Origin of the sequence: Psychromonas sp. MB-3u-54, from assembly GCF_002836415.1 — a bacterium.
GTDB lineage: Bacteria > Pseudomonadota > Gammaproteobacteria > Enterobacterales > Psychromonadaceae > Psychromonas.
Genome location: NZ_PJBP01000179.1, coordinates 102,824 through 125,319, shown reverse-complemented (window position 1 = coordinate 125,319; position 22,496 = coordinate 102,824). Strand labels below are relative to the sequence as shown.

General features: G+C 41.4%; 19 protein-coding genes. 13 read left to right on the top strand and 6 right to left on the bottom strand.

The features are described 5' to 3' along the window. Positions 1 to 74: 74 nt before the first annotated feature. The 5 genes from tsaB to CXF72_RS16895 all read left to right on the top strand — a co-directional run bounded on the left by tsaB (position 75) and on the right by CXF72_RS16895 (position 5,139). On the top strand, positions 75 to 788 hold the full coding sequence (gene tsaB, locus CXF72_RS16915) for a tRNA (adenosine(37)-N6)-threonylcarbamoyltransferase complex dimerization subunit type 1 TsaB (protein ID WP_101040830.1): 714 nt from the start codon (positions 75 to 77) through the stop codon (positions 786 to 788). Between the two features lie 51 nt (positions 789 to 839). Further along, positions 840 to 1,628, top strand: coding sequence for a hypothetical protein (locus tag CXF72_RS16910; RefSeq protein WP_101040829.1), 789 nt, complete (start codon positions 840 to 842; stop codon positions 1,626 to 1,628). Positions 1,629 to 1,883: 255 nt separating this feature from the next. Then, a complete protein-coding gene (gene pyrD, locus CXF72_RS16905; RefSeq protein WP_101040827.1) occupies positions 1,884 to 2,894 on the top strand; it encodes a quinone-dependent dihydroorotate dehydrogenase in 1,011 nt (336 codons plus the stop codon). A gap of 37 nt (positions 2,895 to 2,931) precedes the next feature. Continuing rightward, positions 2,932 to 3,513 (top strand): cell division protein ZapC domain-containing protein, encoded by a 582-nt coding sequence (locus CXF72_RS16900; RefSeq protein WP_157823281.1) that lies wholly within the window; start codon positions 2,932 to 2,934, stop codon positions 3,511 to 3,513. 240 nt (positions 3,514 to 3,753) lie between these two features. Beyond that, a complete protein-coding gene (locus CXF72_RS16895) occupies positions 3,754 to 5,139 on the top strand; it encodes a sodium-dependent transporter (RefSeq protein ID WP_101040823.1) in 1,386 nt (461 codons plus the stop codon). Between the two features lie 136 nt (positions 5,140 to 5,275). On the opposite strand, the gene CXF72_RS16890 is transcribed toward CXF72_RS16895, so the two are convergent. Further along, positions 5,276 to 6,424 carry a methyltransferase gene (locus CXF72_RS16890; RefSeq protein WP_101040844.1) on the bottom strand — a complete coding sequence of 383 codons (1,149 nt, stop codon included), beginning with the start codon at positions 6,422 to 6,424 and terminating at the stop codon, positions 5,276 to 5,278. 716 nt (positions 6,425 to 7,140) lie between these two features. On the opposite strand from CXF72_RS16890, the gene CXF72_RS16885 reads away from it, so the two are divergent. After that, entirely contained in the window at positions 7,141 to 7,734 is a 594-nt protein-coding gene (locus tag CXF72_RS16885) for a PhnA domain-containing protein (protein ID WP_101040821.1), read from the top strand. A 219-nt stretch (positions 7,735 to 7,953) separates the two neighbouring features. Here the strand turns inward: CXF72_RS16885 and pyrC are convergent, their stop codons facing one another. Continuing rightward, positions 7,954 to 8,985 (bottom strand): dihydroorotase, encoded by a 1,032-nt coding sequence (gene pyrC / locus CXF72_RS16880; protein WP_101040819.1) that lies wholly within the window; start codon positions 8,983 to 8,985, stop codon positions 7,954 to 7,956. A gap of 286 nt (positions 8,986 to 9,271) precedes the next feature. On the opposite strand from pyrC, the gene CXF72_RS16875 reads away from it, so the two are divergent. Continuing rightward, positions 9,272 to 9,748, top strand: a complete 477-nt coding sequence (locus CXF72_RS16875; RefSeq protein WP_101040817.1) for a TlpA disulfide reductase family protein — start codon at positions 9,272 to 9,274, stop codon at positions 9,746 to 9,748. Between the two features lie 86 nt (positions 9,749 to 9,834). Here CXF72_RS16875 and ltaE read toward each other — a convergent pair whose 3' ends face one another. Together ltaE and norR are read right to left on the bottom strand one after the other, a co-directional pair. Next, positions 9,835 to 10,848 (bottom strand): low-specificity L-threonine aldolase, encoded by a 1,014-nt coding sequence (gene ltaE / locus CXF72_RS16870; protein ID WP_101040816.1) that lies wholly within the window; start codon positions 10,846 to 10,848, stop codon positions 9,835 to 9,837. A 154-nt stretch (positions 10,849 to 11,002) separates the two neighbouring features. Then, on the bottom strand, positions 11,003 to 12,556 hold the full coding sequence (gene norR / locus CXF72_RS16865) for a nitric oxide reductase transcriptional regulator NorR (RefSeq protein ID WP_101040814.1): 1,554 nt from the start codon (positions 12,554 to 12,556) through the stop codon (positions 11,003 to 11,005). 202 nt (positions 12,557 to 12,758) lie between these two features. On the opposite strand from norR, the gene norV reads away from it, so the two are divergent. The 3 genes from norV to CXF72_RS16850 all read left to right on the top strand — a co-directional run bounded on the left by norV (position 12,759) and on the right by CXF72_RS16850 (position 17,431). After that, on the top strand, positions 12,759 to 14,297 hold the full coding sequence (gene norV, locus CXF72_RS16860; protein WP_101040812.1) for an anaerobic nitric oxide reductase flavorubredoxin: 1,539 nt from the start codon (positions 12,759 to 12,761) through the stop codon (positions 14,295 to 14,297). Continuing rightward, positions 14,294 to 15,439, top strand: a complete 1,146-nt coding sequence (gene norW / locus CXF72_RS16855) for an NADH:flavorubredoxin reductase NorW (protein ID WP_101040810.1) — start codon at positions 14,294 to 14,296, stop codon at positions 15,437 to 15,439. The genes norV and norW overlap by 4 nt, the downstream gene beginning before the upstream one ends. A gap of 966 nt (positions 15,440 to 16,405) precedes the next feature. Beyond that, positions 16,406 to 17,431, top strand: a complete 1,026-nt coding sequence (locus CXF72_RS16850) for a GGDEF domain-containing protein (RefSeq protein WP_101040808.1) — start codon at positions 16,406 to 16,408, stop codon at positions 17,429 to 17,431. Between the two features lie 86 nt (positions 17,432 to 17,517). Here the strand turns inward: CXF72_RS16850 and pdsS are convergent, their stop codons facing one another. Both pdsS and pdsR read right to left on the bottom strand, forming a co-directional pair. Further along, positions 17,518 to 19,656 (bottom strand): proteobacterial dedicated sortase system histidine kinase, encoded by a 2,139-nt coding sequence (gene pdsS, locus CXF72_RS16845; protein ID WP_101040806.1) that lies wholly within the window; start codon positions 19,654 to 19,656, stop codon positions 17,518 to 17,520. Next, positions 19,653 to 20,354 carry a proteobacterial dedicated sortase system response regulator gene (gene pdsR, locus CXF72_RS16840; protein ID WP_101040804.1) on the bottom strand — a complete coding sequence of 234 codons (702 nt, stop codon included), beginning with the start codon at positions 20,352 to 20,354 and terminating at the stop codon, positions 19,653 to 19,655. Before pdsR ends, pdsS begins: the two co-directional genes overlap by 4 nt. Positions 20,355 to 20,563: 209 nt before the next feature. Between pdsR and CXF72_RS16835 the strand changes: the two genes are divergently transcribed. From CXF72_RS16835 to CXF72_RS16825, 3 genes are read left to right on the top strand one after another with little or no spacing between them, the layout of a single operon-like run. Continuing rightward, a complete protein-coding gene (locus CXF72_RS16835; RefSeq protein WP_101040802.1) occupies positions 20,564 to 21,415 on the top strand; it encodes an OmpA family protein in 852 nt (283 codons plus the stop codon). 26 nt (positions 21,416 to 21,441) lie between these two features. After that, positions 21,442 to 21,843: a hypothetical protein gene (locus tag CXF72_RS16830; RefSeq protein ID WP_101040800.1), complete on the top strand. Its 402-nt coding sequence runs from the start codon at positions 21,442 to 21,444 to the stop codon at positions 21,841 to 21,843. Positions 21,844 to 21,853: 10 nt separating this feature from the next. Continuing rightward, positions 21,854 to 22,495 (top strand): class GN sortase, encoded by a 642-nt coding sequence (locus CXF72_RS16825; protein WP_101040798.1) that lies wholly within the window; start codon positions 21,854 to 21,856, stop codon positions 22,493 to 22,495. Position 22,496: the final 1 nt, after the last annotated feature.

The window sequence follows — 22,496 nt, the reverse complement described above, 5'->3', positions numbered from 1 at the left end:
TGCACAGCAGGGACTTCAAATCAATAAAATTTCCCTGCCCTCAGGGAATACCCACTGGAATAGATAGGCTAAATATGTTCAAAAAGTTAAATGTGTTATGTGTCGATACTTCAACGGAAGCCTGCTCAGTTGCGGTGCTTTGCCAAACGGCGACGGGCCAGGTTATCAGCGATCAATTTATGCTGGCACCGCGTGAGCATACGACAAAAATTTTGCCCACGGTCGAGCAAGTCTTACAATCAGCGGGTCTAAATTTATCCGAGATGGATTTTATTGCTTATGGCCGCGGACCGGGTAGTTTTACCGGGGTGAGAATAGGTATCAGCATTGCACAGGGTTTGGCCTTTGGCAGTGAAAAAAATATGGTGGGAGTGTCAACATTACAGGCGATGGCGCAACAAGCCTTTAAGATGAAGGGTGCTCAGGATGTCTATGCGGCTATTGATGCGCGCATGGGAGAGGTTTATTTTGCGCATTACCAATTAAGCGAAAAATTAATGGTGTTAGTGAATGATGAGGTGGTGATTAAACCGGCTGATTTAATCGCACGCCAGGAAAATATTGCTGAACATGCGGTGTTAGTGGGCTCCGGTTGGGCGGCTTATCCAGAACTCAGCGATCACTTTAACGCGCCTGAAAAAACCGAAATTGAGTTTCCCAGTGCAAGATTTATGCTCGATGAAGTCATTAACTGCATCGACAAATCATTAGCTGTTTTACCGGAACTTGCAACCCCTGTTTATTTGCGCGACAAGGTGACGTGGAAAAAACTACCCGGGCGCGAATAAGGGTTTATTGTTAATGAATCTCTAGCCTGCTGTTTATAAAAGGAATCTCTGATGTTGCGTTTAATTTTTTGTTTTTTTTTATTATTGACCAGTCTAAGCGCTATCAGCCAGGTTTACAGCATTGATTTGACGCCTCAACAGGCCGATAAATTAGGTCAGCTGATATGGAAAAATGAAGGTCAGCAAAAACAGACGAATCTGACTAGCTGGAATGAAAATGAAGATTTCCCGTCATTAGGTCTGGGGCATTTTATCTGGTACCCAAGCAGTGAAAAAGGCTCCTTTAAAGAACAATTTCCTGAATTATTGCAGTTTTTCCAAGACCATGGTGTTGTGCTGCCACGGTGGCTTGCGCGCAGTGAGCTGGCCCCGTGGAAAAGTCGCGCACAATTTTACCGGGAATTTGATCAACCGCAGCTCACTGAGTTGAGGCTTTTATTAAATAAGCATTTTGATTTACAAGTGCAGTTTATTATAAAACGCTTAGAAACCGGGATTCCGTTAATACTTGCCGATAGTAATAATACCGAAATAAAAGTGATTAATTACCAGCTTGCCCGTTTAACGATGTTGCCCGAGGGTATTTTTGCGCTATTGGATTATATTAATTTTAAAGGTGAAGGGGTTTTGTCAAAAGAATCTTACCAGGGACAGGGATGGGGATTAAAACAAGTTTTATTAACCATGCCGCTTAAATATGATCATGCTCTGCGTGCATTTGCTTTATCGGCCGATGAAGTATTAACCCGTCGTGTTAAAAATGCCCCGGGCGATGAGCTGCACTGGTTAAAAGGCTGGCGTGTGCGAGTGCACGGTTATCAACATATTATGCTTAACTAATACCAAACGCATCAAATAAGTGATCAGCCTTGCTGGTTAAAATCAACCCTATCTGCGTTATAAGCCTTGAAAGGAGAATAACTACTTCCTACAACTTATGCCTTGCTAGTGTTGATTTTTCCTGCGCAATACAAGATCACATCTTTAATGCATTTGGTATAACTAACTTATCTCATTTTATTGTTTCTGTTTAACGGATACAGGGTACAATAAATACAACATTATTTTATCCACTTTATATTAAAGGTTTTATTTATGTTTTATCGAATTATGCGCAGTTTTTTATTCATGTTAAATCCTGAAAAGGCCCATGACTTTTCAATCAAACAATTAAAGTTAACTCAGGGCACTATCTTAGATTTTATCTATCGTCAGAGAGTCCAAAACAGACCGGTGCAGGTAATGGGCTTAACCTTTCCTAATTCAGTCGGACTGGCTGCGGGTTTAGATAAAAATGGCGAGTGTATTGATGCGTTTGGCGCAATGGGTTTTGGACATATTGAAGTGGGTACGGTAACCCCCGTTGCACAGCCCGGTAATGAATCTCCACGCATGTTTAGAGTCTTGGAATCAGAAGGCATTATTAACCGCATGGGGTTTAATAATGAGGGCGTCGAAAATTTAATTAAGAATGTGCAGGACAGTAATTTCAAAGGTGTTATTGGTATTAATATCGGAAAAAATTTATCAACTGCGGTGGAACAGGGCAAAGATGATTACTTATTGTGCATGGATAAAGTTTATCCCTATGCCGATTATATTGCGGTCAATATCTCCTCACCAAACACACCCGGATTGCGTTCATTACAGTATGGTGAAGCACTGGATGAATTGCTTGATGTGCTCAAAACACGTCAAAGTGAACTGCAGGTTAAATACAATAAATACGTGCCGATTGCCTTAAAAGTTGCGCCGGATCTCAGTGATCAGGAGATTGTCTCGATCGCAGCTTCATTGCTCAAATACAAAATTGACGGTTTAATTGCCACTAATACCACCCTTGATCGTGAGATGGTTCAGGGAATGTCGCATGCCGGTGAAGCGGGTGGTTTAAGTGGCCGTCCTCTGCAAAATAAAAGTACCGCTGTGATTGCAAAATTTGCCGCGCAATTAAAAGGAGAGATCCCGATTATTGGCGTGGGTGGCATTGATAATGTGATTGCTGCCAAAGAAAAAATACAAGCGGGTGCAAGTTTAGTGCAGATCTATTCTGGTTTTATTTACAATGGCCCTCAATTAGTTAAAAATATTGTCAATAATATTTAATTTATAATACTGCTCTGTTTGTGCAGAGCAGTAAGAGGTGAAATTGACTTTGTGTAAAAAAATGCAGGGAATAATTGATTTTAGACCGCAGGCAAATTGGCATTGGCTGTTTGATCATAATCGGTCGACGTTAACCCTCAATATGGGTGATCGGGCTATCGATATTGTTTATAAACCTGAAATGCTGATATTAAAATTTGATCAACCGGTTTTTTTTACTATTGAAGATGTTGCTAATTATATTGATCTTTTTGAAGGCCCTGCATTAGCCGGATATTGGCCGGCATTAAGATCTCAGATTATTCTGCATATATTAGTTGTTAACCACTTTCATAAACCTATCATGCCCAAAAATTGGTTATTTGAATCGTCGAGTGTCGCTCAACAACCGCTTGTTAATAAAGGGGATCATATAATATTAAAATCATCCGCTATTAAAGAAGCCAAAAAGTATTTTGTTTTAGATAATGACGATAATTTTATTTTATGTATGCTGATTGAAAAATCGCATGGATTAACTTTTAACCGAACTTTTGCACAGTTTCAGATAGTTAAAGTGACTTATGAAAAAATATCTGCAACTAAGGCTGACTGCAATACATTATGTCAATATTTATAATGATATAAATCAGTTGTTATTGATGTTAAATAGCTCACTCTGTTTTTATTAGTATTGATATATTTTTTTTTAATTGTTATGCTCCAATTTTTATGCTATTGCCAGCATAAAATTTTTATTACAGTTTGTGTAGCCTCCCAGTTCAACTATTATTATTCTTAAGCCGTTATTTGCTTAATTTGCATTTTTATACGTTCTGGCTATAACTATAACTATTTTAATTACACCTCAAGGATTTAAATGAATACTGATACTCATGTTTCCAATCGATGGTCAAGTCGATACGCGTATATCTTAGCTGCAACGGGTGCTGCAGTTGGACTTGGTAATATATGGAAATTTCCTTATATTATGGGTGAAAATGGCGGTGGCGCGTTCGTTTTTGTTTACCTTTTATGTATATTTCTGATCGGTGTTCCGGTCATGATGGCCGAAGTTGTTATTGGTAAACGTGGACGCTCAACGCCTGCAAATGCGATGACCCATGTTGCAACCGAGTCGGGTCATTCATCTCATTGGTCGATTATCGGCTCAATTGGGGTGTTAGCGGGTTTTCTAATCTTAAGTTTTTATGCGGTTATTGCCGGTTGGGCGGCAGCTTATGTATTTTTTGCCGGTTCCGGCGAATTTAGCGCGGCGGCTGCGGATCCTGCCACTAATGCCGATGCAATAGGGGCTTTATTTACTGATTTGATTACCAGCGTACCGCAACTTCTTATCTGGACAACCTTAACTATTGCCGCTGTCGTTTACGTGATCTCTAAAGGTGTTAAAGAGGGGCTGGAAACCGCAATTACTTATTTAATGCCGGCTCTATTCGTATTACTTTTAGGTATTATGATTTACTCTGCCATTGTGGGTGACTTTGCTGCTGCCTTTACCTTTATGTTTCATGTTGATTTTTCGCAGTTGACGATTGAAGGCGCATTAGTCGCATTAGGTCATGCCTTTTTTACGCTTAGTTTAGCGATGGGTATTATGATGATTTACGGCGCCTATTTACCTAAGGGTGTTTCAATTGTTAAAACCTCAATGATGATCGCTGTCGCTGATACTGTTGTGGCGTTAATTGCGGGACTCGCTATTTACCCTATCGTATTTGCGCATGGTTTGGAGCCAAGTGCCGGACCCGGGTTATTGTTTCAATCACTTCCTCTTGCCTTTGGTTCAATGCCTTTTGGTGATTTTGTGGGCGTTTTATTCTTTGTGATGGTGGTTTTCGCTGCATTTACATCGGCTATTGCGCTGCTTGAATCTCCTACTGCTTATTTAGTAGAGCGTCAAAATGTGAGCCGTACTAAAGCTGCTATTATTGCAGGTGCTGCAGTTTGGATATTGAGTTTATGTACTATATTCTCATTTGCCGGTGCAGAATGGACAAAACTGTCTTTTGGTATGGGAGGGGATATCTTTGAGTTTTTAGATTACCTTACCGCCAATATTTTATTACCGCTGGGTGGCATACTTATATCAGTCTTTGCCGGTTGGGTAATTAAACCAGAGATTTTAAAAGAAGAGTTCAACTTATCTGACACATATTTCGCTGTCGTATTAACACTTCTGCGTTATGTTGCACCTGTAGGTATTCTACTCGTATTTTTAAATGCGATAGGTCTTTTTAAGTAATTCGATGTAAAAAGTAATCGCATATAACACCATAAGATAAAAACCGTTCGGATAAAACCAAACGGTTTTTTTATCTTTAGACAAAAAAAAGCAACTCAAAGAGTTGCTTTTTTATTGTTTAGATTTTGTTTGAAAACTAATCCTCTTTTACTGCACGTAAAATAACAAACTTTTTGTTCTGGCTAACAACTTCACAGTTGCCAAAGATACGCTCCAGCTTGTCCTGATAGTTAAGATGATGATTACCCACTATCACTAACTCACCATTCTCGACTAAACAGAAATGTGCATCATTAAACATGCTCCAGGCAATCTGATCGGTAATTGTTTGTTGCTGGTGAAAAGGAGGGTTACATAAAATCAGATCATAGCTGCGCGGTTTGAAACCCACTAATCCGTTATTAACCACAAATCGCGCATTTTCAGCTTGTTCTTCAGGTAAATTTTTCTGCATGTTAATACGTGCAGAATCAATCGACATGTAGGACTCATCAATAAAGGTGATTTGTGCTTTCGGGTATGCAGCAGATGCCGCCATTCCAATAATACCGTTACCGCAACCTAAGTCTACCACTTTAGAAAAATCACCTTTAGGGAGATTGTCCATTAGGAAACGACCGCCAATATCCAAGTGGTTACGAGAAAATACATTAGCATGGTTATGGATTTTCCAATCAAGCTTTTCAATTTCCCAGGTGATTGCTATCTCTTTTTCAGGCACTTCTTTGGTGATCGGTAAGCTGAAAATTAAACGTGATTTCTTTTTCGCCAATGACGTTTTGGTTGTACCGATATATTTTTCAAATAAATCTAGAGTAGAGTTATGAATCATATTGACTTTACCAGCCGCCACAACGATAGTTTCAGGCGTTATTACTGCGTGTAATTTTTGTAACATTTCTTCAAGGTAAGAAAGTGTTTTAGGTATTTTAATCAGTACAATTTTCACGTTTTCAGGAAACTGCTGCAGACTGTCCTGTAAAAGAATATTTTCTTCCGGGCAACGATTACGCTGCATATTGAGCTTGATTGAATTAATCGCTAAATATGAGTCTGAAACCACGGTGCGCTGGAATGCTTGCAGGTAACAAGTTAGCGCGCCGAAGCTGTCGTTAATAAGCAATATTTGCTCATTTTCATTCAGCTGTTTTTGCAGTTCATTTTCAGAGAAGTAATTGATGAGGTATTCATCAGCAGAATCCCATGCTTGTAATGTTTCATTTTTTATTCTTGGGTGACGATGCAGGACCAGAGTTTGGTCTGCAATGTTCAGTGCTTCATTCATAGGATTTTGCTCAGTGTTTAAAATAGTGTCGACATAAAAAATCCATTTTAACGTGAACCAGTCCATTATACCAAAAGAATTAATGAAGAGATCAATGATTGCGAAGGAAAAATTAGTACTAACAAGGCGAGAGTTGCATTCGATCATTATTCTCACTTCACAAAAATCGTCTGGAACGATTTTGAACAGCTTCAGCTGGCCACTAAGTGGTGAAGAACAGGATGTTCTGAATACACAAAATAGTAGGGAGTTATTTTGAACAGCTTCAGCTGGTGACTAAGTAGTGAAGAACAGGATGTTCTGAATACACAAAAGAGTAGGGAGCTATTTTGAACAGCTTCAGCTGGCCACGAAGTGGTGAAGAACAGGATGTTCTGAATACACAAAATAGTAGGGAGCTATTTTGAACAGCTTCAGCTGGCCACGAAGTGGTGAAGAACAGGACGTTCTGAATAAAACTCACAACGCAGTTAGGGATAATTTTAACCAGCAAGGGTGATCATATTTTTAGTTCTTTTGGTATCAGGTAAGTAATATTGTCATTTGCTACATAAATAATGAATTTTATAAATATATTTACTGAATAAATGAGCGACTAATCAAACTTTTTTTTATGCTTAAAGAGGGGCATAATAGCGCCATCTTATTTTGTTACCCCAATTACTTGCAGATCTACCTTCAAGTAATGTGGGTACACCTCCTTTAAAGGACTTATTATGCCGATTAAAAAAGCGCTATTAGAACGTAGCAATGCTGCTTGTGAACTTTGTGGTTGCACTTCTGACTTAGCTGTTTTCGAGGTACCGCCGGTGGCGGAGCCTAACTCTGACAAATCGGTTTTAGTCTGTGCTACCTGTTTACCACAAATTGAAAAAAATACCGAGATGGACAGTAATCATTGGCGTTGTCTTAATGACAGCATGTGGAGTCAGGTACCGGCTGTTCAAGTGCTGGCGTTTCGTCTGTTAACCAGACTCGCTAAAAACGAAGGTTGGGCACATGACCTGTTAGACATGATGTACATGGAAGATGAAACTAAAGCCTGGGCCGATTACAATGTTGCTGCGGATCAAATCGAAGAAGTTGCCGCGACGCGTGATTCAAATGGTACTGTTCTGGCCGCAGGTGATAACGTTACTTTAATTAAAGATCTGGATGTGAAAGGCAGTAGCTTTACCGCTAAACGCGGTACGCCGGTGCGTAATATCTCACTAACGGATAATTCGGAACAGATTGAAGGTCGTGTGAATGGGGTACGTATTGTCCTATTAACGCAATTTATCAAGAAAATGCCTGCAGGACTTAGCTAATAATAGTTTTAATTCATTTTTATAAAACTATCTAGGTACTCTTACATAAATTTCTCAGTATTTTTGAGCAATTTACTCAATAAAGGCGCCCTTTAATATCATAAATTTTCGGGTGAGTACTTAGGCAGTTGCGCTGCATTTTGCAAAATAATGCAGCAACGGCACAAAAAGTGAGTAAAAACAGTTATTCGCTTTTTGTGCCGAAATTAAAAAAATTATCTACAGCACTTTCCAAAGCATTTTTTCAGCGGCTTTAATCGGCACCACTTGTTGGCTACCAAAATTCATTGAAGCAGGCACATTCCAAGCGGATTTTTCAAGGGTAATCGTATCGTCATTACGAGGCAGATTATAAAAATCAGGGCCATTAAAACTGGCAAAGGTTTCCAACTTATCCAATGCGCCAGCTTGTTCAAAGACTTCTGCATATAATTCAATGGCCGCATGAGCGGTATAACATCCCGCACAACCACAGGCAGCTTCTTTACGGTTATCGGCGTGTGGAGCAGAATCTGTGCCTAAGAAGAATTTTTTAGTGCCACCGGTTGCCGCTTTTATTAATGCTTGCTGGTGAATATTACGCTTTAAAATAGGCAAACAGTATAAGTGCGGACGTATTCCACCCACTAGCATATGGTTGCGGTTAAACATTAAATGGTGGGCGGTAATAGTTGCTGCGACATTGTCGTTTGCATTATTAACAAAATCTACCGCATTCGCCGTGGTGATATGCTCCAGAACGATTTTAAGCTCAGGGTAGGCTGCAACGATTGGCGCAAGGACTTTCTTTAAGAAAATCTCTTCACGGTCAAAAATATCAATTTCACTGGCGGTGACTTCACCGTGAATCAGTAGCGGCATGCCGACTTCCTGCATCGCCTGCAGGGCATCTTTTATTTTTTCAACCGAGGTGACACCTGAGTCTGAGTTGGTGGTGGCACCTGCCGGGTATAATTTGGCCGCATAAATTTGTCCCGATGCTTTGGCTTTTTTTATCTCATCAGCGCTGGTGCTATCGGTTAAATAGAGGGTCATTAATGGTTTAAAGCCAGCCTTAGGCTGTGTCGCAAAAATTCTGGCCTGGTATGCAAGTGCTAATGCTGTATTCGTTACGGGCGGCACAAGGTTAGGCATGATAATCGCACGGCCCATATAACGGCTGGTGTCACGCACGGTGTCCTTTAATACTTCACCGTCGCGCAAATGCACGTGCCAATCATCGGGGCGGGTTATTGTCATTGTTGTGGTCATTGAATTATCTCCGTTAATTTTTAACTATTTTACAAGTATCCGGCGGTGAACTAAAGGCAATTTTATGCTTCATTGACCTGCACCTTGCAGTTAACGCCGAATCCCTCTGTGTATCATCACAGCAGCGGGCATTAAGGTTTCAGGATGGCAGCGTTTATTTCCACTGGGGAAACATTTTACAGTGTCGACTGATTCACATTAATATTGCCCGTAACGTACTAACATAATAAGGGAAATTTAATATTTAAGACGATACTCGAGTAAACTATCATTAAAAAGAGACACTATGAGCCGCTTTGTGCAATTCGCAACCGTTTTAATTATCTTATTAAGTAGCAATATAACGGTTGCGCGGCAACAGCAATGGTTAAGTGAGCTTGATCTTGGCGAGTATCATAATAAAGTGGTCTACATGGATTTTTGGGCATCCTGGTGCGGGCCATGCCGGCAGTCTTTCCCGTGGTTAAATGCGATGCACGACAAATATCAGGACAAAGGACTGGTTATTATTGCAGTCAACCTTGATCAAGATTCAAACAAAGCCCGTCAATTTATTAAAGCCTTTCCCGCGGATTTTCTGCTGTACTCTGATCCTAAAGGTATTAAGGCGCAAAAATATAAAATTACGGCTATGCCGAGCTCTTATCTGTTTTCCGGTAATGGCGAGCTGGCGAATAAACACCTTGGTTTTAAAAAGAGTGAAGTTGCTCTCTATGAACAAAATATTGTGAAATTATTAGATCAATTGGCAGGCGACAACTGAAACCGGGAGCGGATAAAATTAAACAGGCCCTGGGGCCTGTTTACCGGGTTAATAGCCGCTCTGAAAGCTTAACAAAGAGCAATTTATTATATTTTTAAAGCCTGTTTTAAGACCGTTAAAAAGGTCTCAATGTCGATTCGACTAATACCCAAATGAGTCACTAAACGAACCGGGTTGCCGGCGGCGAATAAAATACCCTGCGCTTTTAAAGTATCCTGTAATTTCTGCTGATTGATGGCAGGATCAAGTTTGGCAAAAACCATATTGGTTTGCACTAACGCCGGATTGACGCTAACCCCCTCGAGTAATGATAACTGCTCGGCAAGATAACGGGCATTAGCATGATCTGCCGCTAAACGTGTGACATTCTCGGTTAAGGCATACTTGCCTGCCGCTGCCAAAATACCCACCTGGCGCATACCGCCGCCTAATACTTTACGCCAGCGCCGCGCTTTGGCGATTAATTTCTTGTCACCTAACAATAGGGAACCGACGGGTGCGCCTAACCCTTTTGATAAACAGATGCTCATTGAATCAAAATATTGACTGATTTCTTTAATATCAACACCTAAGGCAGTGGCGGCGTTATATACTCGGGCACCGTCAAGATGAAGCTGTAAGGCATGCAGGTTGACAAATTCGCGTGCCTGCTGCAGATAAGCAAGTGACAGTACTTTGCCATTGATCGTATTTTCAAGACTTAATAATGTCGTACGGGCAAAATGCGGATCGACAGGTTTAATAGCAGAGGTCAGTTTTGCAAAGGACAGTGAACCGTCATTTTCATTGTCGATTGGCTGTGGTTGAATAGATCCTAATACCGCCGCGCCGCCGCCTTCAAATTTATAATTATGTGCCTGCTGACCGCAAAGGTATTCATCACCCCGTTCACAGTGTGCCATCAGTGCTAACAGGTTTGCCTGCGTACCGGAGCTGCAGAAAATGGCCGCTTCAAAGCCATGTTGTTGTGCAGCCCACTGTTCTAAATCGATGACGGTGGGATCGTCACCATAAACGTCATCGCCAAGCGGGGCATTCATCATCGCCTGCAGCATGGCGGGCGATGGAAGGGTGACGGTATCAGAGCGAAAATCAATCATTAGTGGTTTATCTCCTTGGTTATTATCCATTTTGGTTATTATTCGTTTTGCCTGCGCCTAAATAGTACACTTAATGAGTGGTCTACATAACCGCCTGAGAAGGCAGTTGCAGGATAAAAGCGCATTTGAAGTCTATTGAGGACGGCAGTCCTAGTCACTTTAATTTCAGTCTTTTGGCTAAACGATGCAGATTACCCGTATCGATTTGTAACTGCCTTGCCGCCGCTGCCCAATTGTGGTTATTCTCCTGGTATGCCTGTTTGAGCATGCTTAGCTGCAGCGCATCCGTTGCTTCACGCAGCCCCTGACGCAAGTTTATTCGCAAATGGACGGCACTATTTTGATGCTCTTCATTATTCTGCTCGCCGTCATTATCAACCTGCGAGTTAATTATAAAATGTTCAGCCTGAAGAACAATATAGCTGCTTTGCGATTGTGATTTTGCAATCACCGCAGCGCGGTTTACTGCGTGCTCCAATTCTCGAATATTACCCGGCCAAGCGTAGTGTAAAAAAATTTGAATCACCTCGGGGTCGATACTAATATTGCTTATACCCAGTTTGTTTTTAGACTTTTCAGCAAAAAAACCGGCCAATAATATCACGTCCTTAGCACGCTCCCGCAAAGGGGGAACGTGGATCGGAAAAACACTGAGCCGGTGGTAAAGATCGCCCCGAAAACGTCCCGCTTTAACTTCTTCATGCAGCGCGCGATTAGTCGCAGCCACAATACGCGTATTAACCTTAAGGCTGCGGTCATCACCAACACGTTGTAAATCACCGTACTGCAGAACACGTAATAATTTCGCCTGTAACGACAGGGGTAATTCACCCACTTCATCCAGAAAAAGCGTGCCGTTATCGGCGAGTTCAAATTTCCCCCGGCGATGGCTTATTGCGCCTGTAAATGCCCCTTTTACATGCCCAAATAATTCACTTTCAGCCACGCTCTCGGGCAAAGCCGCGCAGTTAAGGTAAACCAGCGTTTGTTCATTACGTAAGGATTGCGCATGCAGCGACGCTGCCACTAATTCTTTACCGACGCCTGTTTCTCCGGTGATAAGTACCGATAGATCCGTATTGGCAACGGCTTTTATTTGCGCCTGCAGCTCGGTCATGACCGCTGAGTTACCAATCATTTCAATGCTGTTTTTTTTGTCCGGGTTACTTAACAGTTGTGATTGCGGAATAACCCCAATTTGATTTTCTAATTTTTGTATTAACAGAGAGGTATACAGACTGGCCGCCGCGAGTGCACTGATAATACGCAGTTCATTATTGGTGAAAGCCTCAAAGGCGCTGGGATCAAAGGCATCAATGGTTAAGGCACCAATTAAACGGTCATTGGCTAATAAGGGAAAACCAATACAGGAGTGGACCTGTAATTCGCCTTCATGATTGGGGATTAAACCGTCATAGGGATCAGCTAACTGACTGTCGGCAGGAAAGCGCACAATATCACCCGCTCTTGCGATCGCCTCTAAACGCGGGTGATCTTCAATACTAAATCGGCGCCCTAGGACCTCCTCGGCTAATCCATCAATGGCCAGAGGAGAAAATTGTTGTTCTTTGAAAACTAAAAGTGCGGATGCATCGCAATTAAATAATTGTCGAATAGTGGCTAATAGACGTCGAAAACGATCCCCACTGGAGACGCCCAGGGTGAGATCAAGTGCAAGTTGGGTCAGTTCATCATGTGCATTTTTCATTTTATTAATTTTTCCAGTGCAAGGGTAGTGTCTTTTTGACAATCTCATTGTCATATTGACTGTACATGATGACTGTCTTTATGACAATTTTAAATTTAATTTAAAATTAAATTGTTATATAACAACTACTTGTAACTTTGGCATGGAAAGTGCTATCTCTATACTAAAGCAAATTATGTTAATCAAAATATAAGGTATTATTATGACAATTCATGTTAAAAACAATATTCACTGGGTAGGTCAACGCGATTGGGAAGTTCAGGAGTTTCACGGTACTGAGTATAAAGTAACCAAGGGAACAAGTTATAACAGTTATTTGATTCGTGAAGAAAAAATCGTTTTAGTTGATACCGTTGCAGAGAGTTTTAGTCTGCAATTTTTACAGAATTTAGAAATGGAAATCGATCTTAAGGACATCGATTATATTGTCACGAATCACGCTGAAGAAGATCATTCCGGCGCATTAGCAGCCTTAATGGCTAAAATCCCGAATACACCCATATATTGTACTGAAAATGCCATTGATTCTATCGTGGGGCACCATCACCACCCTGAATGGAATTTCCGGACCGTAAAAACCGGTGATAGTTTAGACCTCGGTAATGGTAAGCAACTTGTTTTTATTGAAACGCCAATGCTGCATTGGCCCGACAGTATGATGACTTATATGACCGGCGATGCGGTATTATTCAGTAATGATGCTTTTGGTCAACATTATTGTGATGAGCATCTGTTTAATGATGAAGTTGATCAGAATGAACTGATGGATCAATGTCAGCGTTATTACGCCAATATATTAACGCCCTTTAGTCCACTAGTGACCGCAAAAATAAAAGAGGTGCTTAGCTTTAATCTGCCCGTTGATATGATAGCCACGGCGCACGGTGTTGTTTGGCGGGATAATCCGACCCAAATCATTCATAAATATTTAGAGTGGGCCGATGCTTATCAGGAAGACCGTATTACTATTTTCTATGACTCTATGTCTAATAATACGCGCATGATGGCCGATGCCATTGCTCAGGGTATTCATGATATTGACCCTGCGGTAGCGGTTAAAGTCTTTAATGTTTCACGTCAAGATAAAAATGACATACTGACCAGTGCATTCCGCTCAAAAGGCATATTAGTCGGCTCTTCTACCATGAATAATGTCATGATGCCTAAGGTGGCCGGTATGCTGGAAGAGATCAGCGGTCTGCGATTTAGAAATAAAAAAGCCGCCGCATTTGGCAGTTATGGTTGGAATGGCGGCGCGGTTGACCGAATCCATACCCGTCTAATGGATGCCGGTTTTGAAACGTCGATTTCTCTGAAAACAAAATGGCGGCCCGATGGTAAAGCGATGCTTGAATGCCGTGAGCATGGCCGTATTATTGCTAAAAGCTGGGCACTGCACCCTTTAGATAATATTGAACCATTGGTTATAAAACCTTTAGCTGCGCAATCAGCCCCTGCTGCAATTGTCACTGCAACCACTGAGCAAACGCAGAATATGGCACCGGCCGAAAATATTCAAGAAATTGTGCCTTTGGTAAATGAAAAATCAGCGGCCATAGATGCGCAGCAAAGCATGTTATGTACCGTGTGTAACTGGGTATACGATCCCGCTATGGGTGAACCCAATCAGGGAGTGGAGCCTAATACCGCCTGGGCTGATCTGCCGGATTATTTCCTCTGCCCTGAATGTGCGCTAGGAAAAGATGTATTTACCCCCCTTAAAGCGGTAAAAGCATCATGAGCGCGCCAATATTTATTATCGGCAGTGGTTTTGCTGCTTATCAACTTATTAAAACCCTGCGCCGCACTGATCAGCAGCAGGAAATTCATGTTTTTACTAATGATCAGGGTCACGATTATAATAAACCTGATCTCAGCCACGTATTTTCAAAACAGCAATCCTGTGCTGACTTGATCCGCATGAGCGGAGAGGAATTTGCCAGGGAGTATCAAATCTCCCTGCATGCGTTTACCGCGGTATCGACAATAAACCCCGAACAACAAAGTATTTCTGTCGAGGGTGAGACATTGCATTATTCAAAATTGGTACTGGCAACGGGTGCCAAGGCTATTATTCCAAGCATGGAAGGAGATGCCGTTGATCAGGTACTGACTCTCAATGGTCTGCAGGAGTTCGAAGCCGCGCAATTGAAAATTCAGCAGGCTAAATCGGTGCTGGTTATCGGTGGCGGTTTGATTGGTACTGAGTTGGCAATGGATTTAGACAGCAGCGGGAAAAAGGTGATTATTGCCGATCCCTGTGCTTCGCTGATGGCAACAATGCTGCCGGAATTTATTGCATTGCAGCTGCAAAAAAGCTTGATTAAATCAGGGAGCTTACTGGCGTTGGGGGATACGGTTAAATCCTTAACTAAATCAGAGTTGGGTATTAATGTTCTATTAAATTCGGGGCAACAATATCAAGTAGATTGTGTTATTTCTGCTGCAGGACTTCGGCCTAATATAGCGCTGGCCAAACAGGCTGAGCTGCAGACTAATAAAGGGATAGTGGTCAATCTGGAGCTGCAAACATCCAAGAAAAATATTTATGCTTTAGGGGACTGCGCCGAAATTAACGGCAAAGTAATGGCTTATCTGCAGCCTATACTGCTTAGTGCGAATGCACTGGCAAAAACATTATTAGCGCAGCAAACAACATTAAAACTGCCCGCGATGTTGATCAAAGTTAAAACACCTAAATTGCCGATGCAGATGTCAGGACAAACGGTTATTGGCGTTGATAGTTGGCAAATTGATATTGATGCACAGGGGTGCTGTGTTAAATCCTATGACAGCGACAAAAAGCTAATTGGTTTTATTGTGACTGAGCAACATATGAGCAAAGCTTTCTCTATGATGCGCGAATTACCCGCCAGCTTATAACTCTCTCACCATAATACGGCTGAAGGGGGCTTTGGCCAGTTATGCACCTATTACGCAAGTGGAACTCAAAGGCAGCGGCAATCGGTGCAGCGAATAAGCGGCAGCTTAGTATCTGAGCAGACACCCTACGAGCGATACGTTTATTGTCATGGTTGGTGCTAGTTGGCATTCAAATAAGACCACCATTAAATTTACGCTCACAAAACCGCCGGGATGATTTTGAATAGTAAATCGGATCACTTTATTAATGCATTTGGTATCACAGTAGTGATTAAAGCCGGGCCGTTTGTAATCAGTCCGCCATCATATTGAAATGAATAATTTTTGCTGCCTGCGATTTGCTGCTGGTGGTTAATTGATGAATAGCAAGAATGAAGAATAAAGAAAATCGCCGGGATTTTAAGGTCTTTTATAAAAATAATGGCCCTTTATTTTTATAAAACCTTATTCACTATTCAATAAACTATTTTTATTTTGAAATATTCATCATTTACATTTTCCTTATAATAGGCTGAATTCTAGTCATTGCTTATAGGATTTACTCCGTTTTAACAATAGTCTTAATGAAAATATTTTACCTTAAACAGGATAGATAATGATCAATGAGAATGCAGGTTAAAATCTTGTTTATGATCCTAAGTGACTTGATGGCAAGTCCATTATTTTTTTGGAGGATACGGCGTTAGGAACGTTATTTTAATGCTTTAATTCAAGAAATCATTTATCATAGAAGGATCAAAAAGTTATCAGCTTTTATGCTCAATAATTAGGTTCGGAGGAATCAGATATCAGATATCAGGTATAATAATTTTAAACTTTTTAGCTGACCAAATAGTTTGAATAACAGGATGTTAGTGGTTAACAAGGACACTCGAATTAATTTTAACCCGTGCATATGCAGGGTTAAGTTAATGTGATTGGTATGAAATCACATTAATTATTCTAAGCGCACTATTTGGATACTCGATGAATAAAAATTTAACCCATCAACAATTAGAAGCAAAAGTTAACTTGCTTGAAAAAAAGCTCAAGCAGTCCGATCTTTTAACCAATAAATCATTTAAAGACTCTAAAGACTCTTATTTTTTGCAAACCTTGGCTAATACTCTTCCTACCCCCATGTTTTTTAAAGATAATCAGGGAGTCTATAAAAATTGTAATAATAGTTTTGCAGAGATCATCTTTGGCGTGAGTAAAGAGGAGGTAGTGAATAATTCTTTGTTTGATTTAGCACCCTACATACCTAACGAATTAGCTAAGGTATATCATGCTAAAGATCAGTCTTTGCTCAAAAAACCGGGTAAGCAGGTTTATCAATCATCGGTCAATTGTGCCGATGGTTTAGTGCGGATTTATTTGTTTCACAAAGCTTCGGTACACGATCGGAAAAATAATGTGGTCGGTATTGTGGGGGTGATGCTTGATGTGACTGAGTTAGAAAACCAGAAGCTGGCGTTACAACAAAAAAGTCAACAATTAGAAATGTATTCTGCCACTGATCCATTAACCGGATTATATAACAGGCGAAAATTTAACGATATATTTGTAACCAGCTTAAGCATTGCCAAACGGCAAACACGATTATTAAACTTTGCAATTATTGATGTTGATAATTTTAAAAGTTTTAATGATCATTATGGCCATATGGCCGGGGATAATGCACTTATTTTATTGTCCCGTTTTCTGCAAAAGCGTTTATTGCGTGCCGATGATTATATCTTTCGATTAGGCGGGGAAGAATTCGGTTTGTTATTTTATGCTAATGATGAAGTGAGCGCCCGCGGATTTTCCAATAAGATACGCCAAGGTGTCGAAGATTTAGCGATTCCCCATTTTCATAATGACAACCATCAGTTATTAACTATTTCGCTCGGCATAGTGACTATTAAACATAAGGATCAAAGTATGGCAGCGATTTATGAGCAGGCAGACAAGTTAATGTACAAGGCGAAAAACCGCGGCAGAAATAAGATCGTAAGCCTGGTTATTTAACCCTTATCGATTGAATCACGACTGCTTCTTTTCGTTGCCCTTACTTGCGTAAAATAGTTATGATTGCGCCGGGTGCTCAGTCCGCATTATAGCCCCGCAAGGGGTAAACTGAGTAAAACATCAACACCCGAACTATCCTGCCTATTTTCGATTATTATTTCCCCCTGGTGGAATTCAGCAATCATTTTTGCGATAAATAATCCTAACCCCAGATGGGTTTTATCCTGCGATTTTTGAGCGCGTACTGAAACCATGGAGTTCAATAGTTGACCCGTCATCTTTCCCGGTAATAGTGGCCCTGTGTTACTGACCAGCAATAAAGCCAAGCCTCCCTCTATTTTGAGTGTTATTTCAATCGCATTTTTTGTCTCACTAAATTCCATCGCATTAGCCGTCAATTTATCAAATAGCTGCACTATAAAATCAGGATCAGCAAAAACCGGTAATGCTTGCTGAGGCAGTGATAATTGGAAGCGAAAGGCCGGGTAGGTCATTTGATAACCCTGAACACAGCCATTGACCAGATCATTCAATATAATCGGCTGTTTTTCACTGTGCTGCAGACTTTGTTCAATGCGTGTTGCTTCACTCATACTGGTTAAAATGCGATTAAGGCGGTTAATACCCTGTTGTGAGCGCTGGATATATTTTTTGTTATTCTCATTTTGTGGTAATAACGCTAAATTTTCTAATGAGGAACGCACGACGGCTACAGGCGTACGTAACTCATGGGATAAATGCGCTGCAAGCTGCTCTAAATAGAGGTGGTATTGTTCAAGACGATTAACCATCTCTGACAAACTGCGAGACAAGTCGCCAATTTCGTCCGTTGAACAGGAAGGCGAAAAAGGCGCTGAAATACGCCCCTGTGAATCAATGGCATTATCTGCCTGATTGCGTAATTTTCGAATACGGCGCGCGATATTAGAGGCAAATAGAAACAGTAATAAGGTACCAATAAGGATAATACCAAGCAGCACATTAAACAGTTTTTTGAAGGTGTTATTGCGCAATACCAGAATACCGTTAGTGGTCTCTTCGGCAACCACTATTCCCATCACTTGGCTACCGACCATAATAGGATGAGCGGCTGATAAAATCATGGCTTTATTGTCTTCACTCATTCGCCAGCTTGATTGTAATCGGCCGGCTAATGCCTGTTCAATAAAATCGCTGTTTAAACGCGTTGCATCTTTTAAGTCGTCAATGAAGGTAGTAGGAGGAGGTGATAAAATAAGATCGTAGAGCGGATCAAGCAGCTTAGCGTCGGTTGTTTTTTGTGTTGGCAGGTCAGATGCCCAAACACCATCGGCTTGCAGAATATCGCCGCTTTTAGCGATCACCCGTTGATGACGATCGACCACCCAGATTCTTGATTTTGTATGGCTCATCCCTTTTAGAATACGCTTGATTTCCGATGAAGGGACTAATACTGTGCCAAGCTCTGCTAAATTTTGAGTATTTGATGTTGATATAATGCTCTCTACCCGGTGTGTTTTTGGATCAGATACGCTGTGCAATGCAAAGCCTAATTTATTGCCAAGCATTTCCAGCGGTAAACGCAACTCGATGGTGTAACCGGAAGTGGTTGATTTCCAAAATCCCTGAATGCGTTTTTCGCGTTGTGATGCAGCCCTTAAGGCAGGCATAACATAAGGGTTAAACCAGCCACTTTTAGACACCGATACAATATAACGCTGCAGCACACCTTGAGGATTGGACAGTGCAATAATCAGATGATCGTTTTTATCTAATTCAGGCGCATTAATTTCTCTAAAAACGGGTTTTTTATCAGTCACTTGAAAATATGCGTATAAATAGCCATTACGTTTACCGAGCTGATGAGTAAAGGAAATGGGGTTTTCAGTGTTTTTATCTGTCTGGAAACGCACTTGTTTTTGCCCGTAAAAAAGACTCTGCTGCTGATTTTCCTGCCAGTCATTTAATAAACCATCAATATTAATTGCTTGCCCAAGCTGATAGGCATATAAATCTTTACCGGCATCAAGGTCATTCAAAAAACTGGCTTGTTCATTAAACAGCTCGGGGCGCTCATGGAGTGCGGTCGCGACTGCTTGTGTTGTACCGAGCAGGGTCTGCTCCTGCCCCTGACGCAGGAAATTTTCCATCTCCTGCAAATATCGAGAACCAAGCCAGGGTAATATCAACAATGAGCTGGATAACAGGATGATTTTTGTGCGTAATCCGAGGGTGAATTTTTTCATGATATTTTATCTGAAATATCCCAACGATAACCTATGCCGTAGAGGGCAGTGATCTCATTAAAATTGGCATCTAGGGACAGGAATTTTTTTCGGATTCGCTTGATATGAGAGGTGATTGTATTGTCGTCAACAACCATTCTTGCATCCTGCATTAATTGTTGCCTGTTACGCACTGTGCCTGCCCGATTGGCCAAAGCATGGACAATCCAAAATTCAGTGACCGTAAAATCGAGACTTTGTGCCGCCCAGCAAATCTGCATCTTATCGTTATCAATCGTTAATAAACCACGTTTTAAGATGCTTTTCTGATCCGTTGGTGTTTGCTGTAAATCAATGCGCCGAAACAGCGCACTGATCCGCACCATTAAATGTTCAAGTCCAATATCCTTGCTTAAATAATCATCGGCTCCCATGCGCAAACCCGAAATAGTATCAAAATCATTATCTCGCGCGGTTAAAAAAATAATAGGGACAGTTTGTGAAAGCTTGCGCAATGCCTGACAAAGCATAAATCCGCCTTCATATTCATGGCCTAACCCAATATCAATAATGGCTAAATCAGGTAAACGAATTTCAAACGCGGCAATGGCGGTCAGTCGATTCGCATAAGTCTCCACCTGATAACCTTGTTTATTCATTAAATCTGCATAATTTTCTCTGATTGATTTTTCATCTTCGACAATAGCAATGCGTTTCATATTTTTATCTTGGTCATGTGCTTAAGGAAAACTCAGTATATAGGAAAAATTCTCAGGCAAAAGGGCGGGACAGCGATTGCCATTTTTTGAACATCATTGATCAGCGTTTTGCCCTTTTTTGAACCCTAAAAGGACATAAGGTTTTGTTTAAATAAGCACATCGAAAAAGAGATGGTTAATAAAGTTGGACCAATCAGAGGAACAAGAGCATGAACAGTAACAGTAAATCAATTTCACAAAAATCAGCGATCAGCATTGTGATTCTATCCGTCATCACGGGTGGAGTCATTGCCTTACAGGATCATTTTAATAAAGGCAATCTGGCAGAGCAAAATCCCACTTACCGGACGAATAAGCCTGTTCTTATCAATCCAGTTTCCTTAACCGACGCCGAGGAACTTGCCGTGTCGTCCAAGCTTATTTTCCAAAAGGAGCCTGCCATATCTGCGCCATTCAACCCTATTGCCAAAGAAGTGCTTGTTGAGCTGGTGGATAATGAGACGGTGATTGTTGAGATGGTGAATCATGAACAGGTGAATAATAAGCCGCTGCAGGGCGAGGAGAGCATTTTATTTACCTTAGGATCAGCTCAAATAAAGCCTGCTTACATCGCCGCATTAAGCGCAACGGCGAAACGGATAAAAAGGGCCGCAAAGGGTACACAGAGGGTCTGGCAAATAGTGGGCCATGCGGATAGCAGCGGCAGTGCGGAATTTAACCTTAAACTTGCTAAACAACGCGCCCAAGCTGTTGCCGATTTTATGCTGGATAAGGGCGTGGAACAATGGATGATATCTGTTCTTTCCCTCGGCGAGAGCTCCCCGGTGAAATTGTCGCCAAGCCGCGGCCTGGATCGCCGTGTTGAAATTCATCACTATCAAGCAGAAATAGCGGCGTTAGCCAGGCACTTAAACGGACAAATAAATGCCAGCGGCGAGCACGCGCAAAAAATGGAGCCATTGCAGAAGTCGATAGCTGCGCAGTCCGTTATGGCAGCAACGGGGTTTTCGCTAAAACAAAACCCGCTGCTTACGATGAAATCCGCAGCCATTTGGTTTTAATATAAATCAGAAAAAAGGGATATTTTATGGCGCACCGTAAACGACTCAATAGAGTCAATAAAAAGTTTACTAAGCTGTGTTTTAGCATGCTTTTATTGCTCTTGACGGTATTACTGTTGAGTTATTTATCGGCCAATCAACTGCCTGCACAACTGAAAAAAAAAGAAACAACCCGGTTAGGAGGCGATCAGCAGGTAGTCAGCCAATACCGCGGGTTGCTTGCCTTTGAGCAACAAACATTTAGTCCAATGTTGCCAAGCAGTGTTGATCAACCGGGGCTGCCGCGGGGAAAAAAAATGACCTTTCCGCAAGCCGCCATGGCCAGTGATTTGTACCAAAAAATAGGATTTTGGATACTGTTTTCGGTTGCGATATTTTGGATTGTTGAACGTCATTTTATTCCTGTTAAAACAGCTAACTACCGGTAGGGAGTAGAAAATGGCATTATTAAAAGCCAATAAAAAAAACAGCAACTGGCGATTAAGTCTTTACCATAAAGTACTGTTGATAATTACCCTGATTGCCATTTGTTTTTGTGCGCAGGGTATTTACCGAGAGGCTAAAGCGATTGTTGCGCAGCGCTTACTGAGTCTTGCTTGGGTGTCTCATCTGGAAGATGGAGAAAGACATAAACCCTGGCCATGGGCAGACAGTGTGCCTATTGCCCAGTTAACCATTGCCGGACAAGGCCCTTTAATGGTGGTCGCAGGTACAAGTATTAGTCATTTGACCCTTGCACCTGCCTGGATGGTGTCAAGTAGCGGCTTTGGAAAGGTGGGTAACAGTGTGGTTGTCGCGCATAATGATACGCACTTTAAGCAGCTTAAAGAGGTGCACTTAAACAGCTTGTTAACGGTGAACACCTATCCAAATTTACAATTTAATTATCGAGTGATAGCGACAAAGATAGTGAATGAAAAAGAGCTATCAGTATTGAAGGTGAGCGAACAGGAGATACTGACCCTGATCACCTGTTATCCCTTTGAAAGCAGTCTGCTTAACAGTGAATTACGTTTCGTGGTGGTTGCAAAAAGAATTAAACAGCCTTTTTCTGATATTAAGTTCGCCTGGTTAAATTAAA

Bases quoted from the DNA above. Each gene is read 5' to 3' on its own strand.
- tsaB (WP_101040830.1), top strand. From the start codon at position 75: ATGTTCAAAAAGTTAAATGTGTTATGTGTCGATACTTCAACGGAAGCC.
- CXF72_RS16910 (WP_101040829.1), top strand. From the start codon at position 840: ATGTTGCGTTTAATTTTTTGTTTTTTTTTATTATTGACCAGTCTAAGC.
- pyrD (WP_101040827.1), top strand. From the start codon at position 1,884: ATGTTTTATCGAATTATGCGCAGTTTTTTATTCATGTTAAATCCTGAA.
- CXF72_RS16895 (WP_101040823.1), top strand. From the start codon at position 3,754: ATGAATACTGATACTCATGTTTCCAATCGATGGTCAAGTCGATACGCG.
- CXF72_RS16890 (WP_101040844.1), bottom strand. From the start codon at position 6,424: ATGAATGAAGCACTGAACATTGCAGACCAAACTCTGGTCCTGCATCGT.
- CXF72_RS16885 (WP_101040821.1), top strand. From the start codon at position 7,141: ATGCCGATTAAAAAAGCGCTATTAGAACGTAGCAATGCTGCTTGTGAA.
- pyrC (WP_101040819.1), bottom strand. From the start codon at position 8,985: ATGACCACAACAATGACAATAACCCGCCCCGATGATTGGCACGTGCAT.
- CXF72_RS16875 (WP_101040817.1), top strand. From the start codon at position 9,272: ATGAGCCGCTTTGTGCAATTCGCAACCGTTTTAATTATCTTATTAAGT.
- ltaE (WP_101040816.1), bottom strand. From the start codon at position 10,848: ATGATTGATTTTCGCTCTGATACCGTCACCCTTCCATCGCCCGCCATG.
- norR (WP_101040814.1), bottom strand. From the start codon at position 12,556: ATGAAAAATGCACATGATGAACTGACCCAACTTGCACTTGATCTCACC.
- norV (WP_101040812.1), top strand. From the start codon at position 12,759: ATGACAATTCATGTTAAAAACAATATTCACTGGGTAGGTCAACGCGAT.
- norW (WP_101040810.1), top strand. From the start codon at position 14,294: ATGAGCGCGCCAATATTTATTATCGGCAGTGGTTTTGCTGCTTATCAA.
- CXF72_RS16850 (WP_101040808.1), top strand. From the start codon at position 16,406: ATGAATAAAAATTTAACCCATCAACAATTAGAAGCAAAAGTTAACTTG.
- pdsS (WP_101040806.1), bottom strand. From the start codon at position 19,656: ATGAAAAAATTCACCCTCGGATTACGCACAAAAATCATCCTGTTATCC.
- pdsR (WP_101040804.1), bottom strand. From the start codon at position 20,354: ATGAAACGCATTGCTATTGTCGAAGATGAAAAATCAATCAGAGAAAAT.
- CXF72_RS16835 (WP_101040802.1), top strand. From the start codon at position 20,564: ATGAACAGTAACAGTAAATCAATTTCACAAAAATCAGCGATCAGCATT.
- CXF72_RS16830 (WP_101040800.1), top strand. From the start codon at position 21,442: ATGGCGCACCGTAAACGACTCAATAGAGTCAATAAAAAGTTTACTAAG.
- CXF72_RS16825 (WP_101040798.1), top strand. From the start codon at position 21,854: ATGGCATTATTAAAAGCCAATAAAAAAAACAGCAACTGGCGATTAAGT.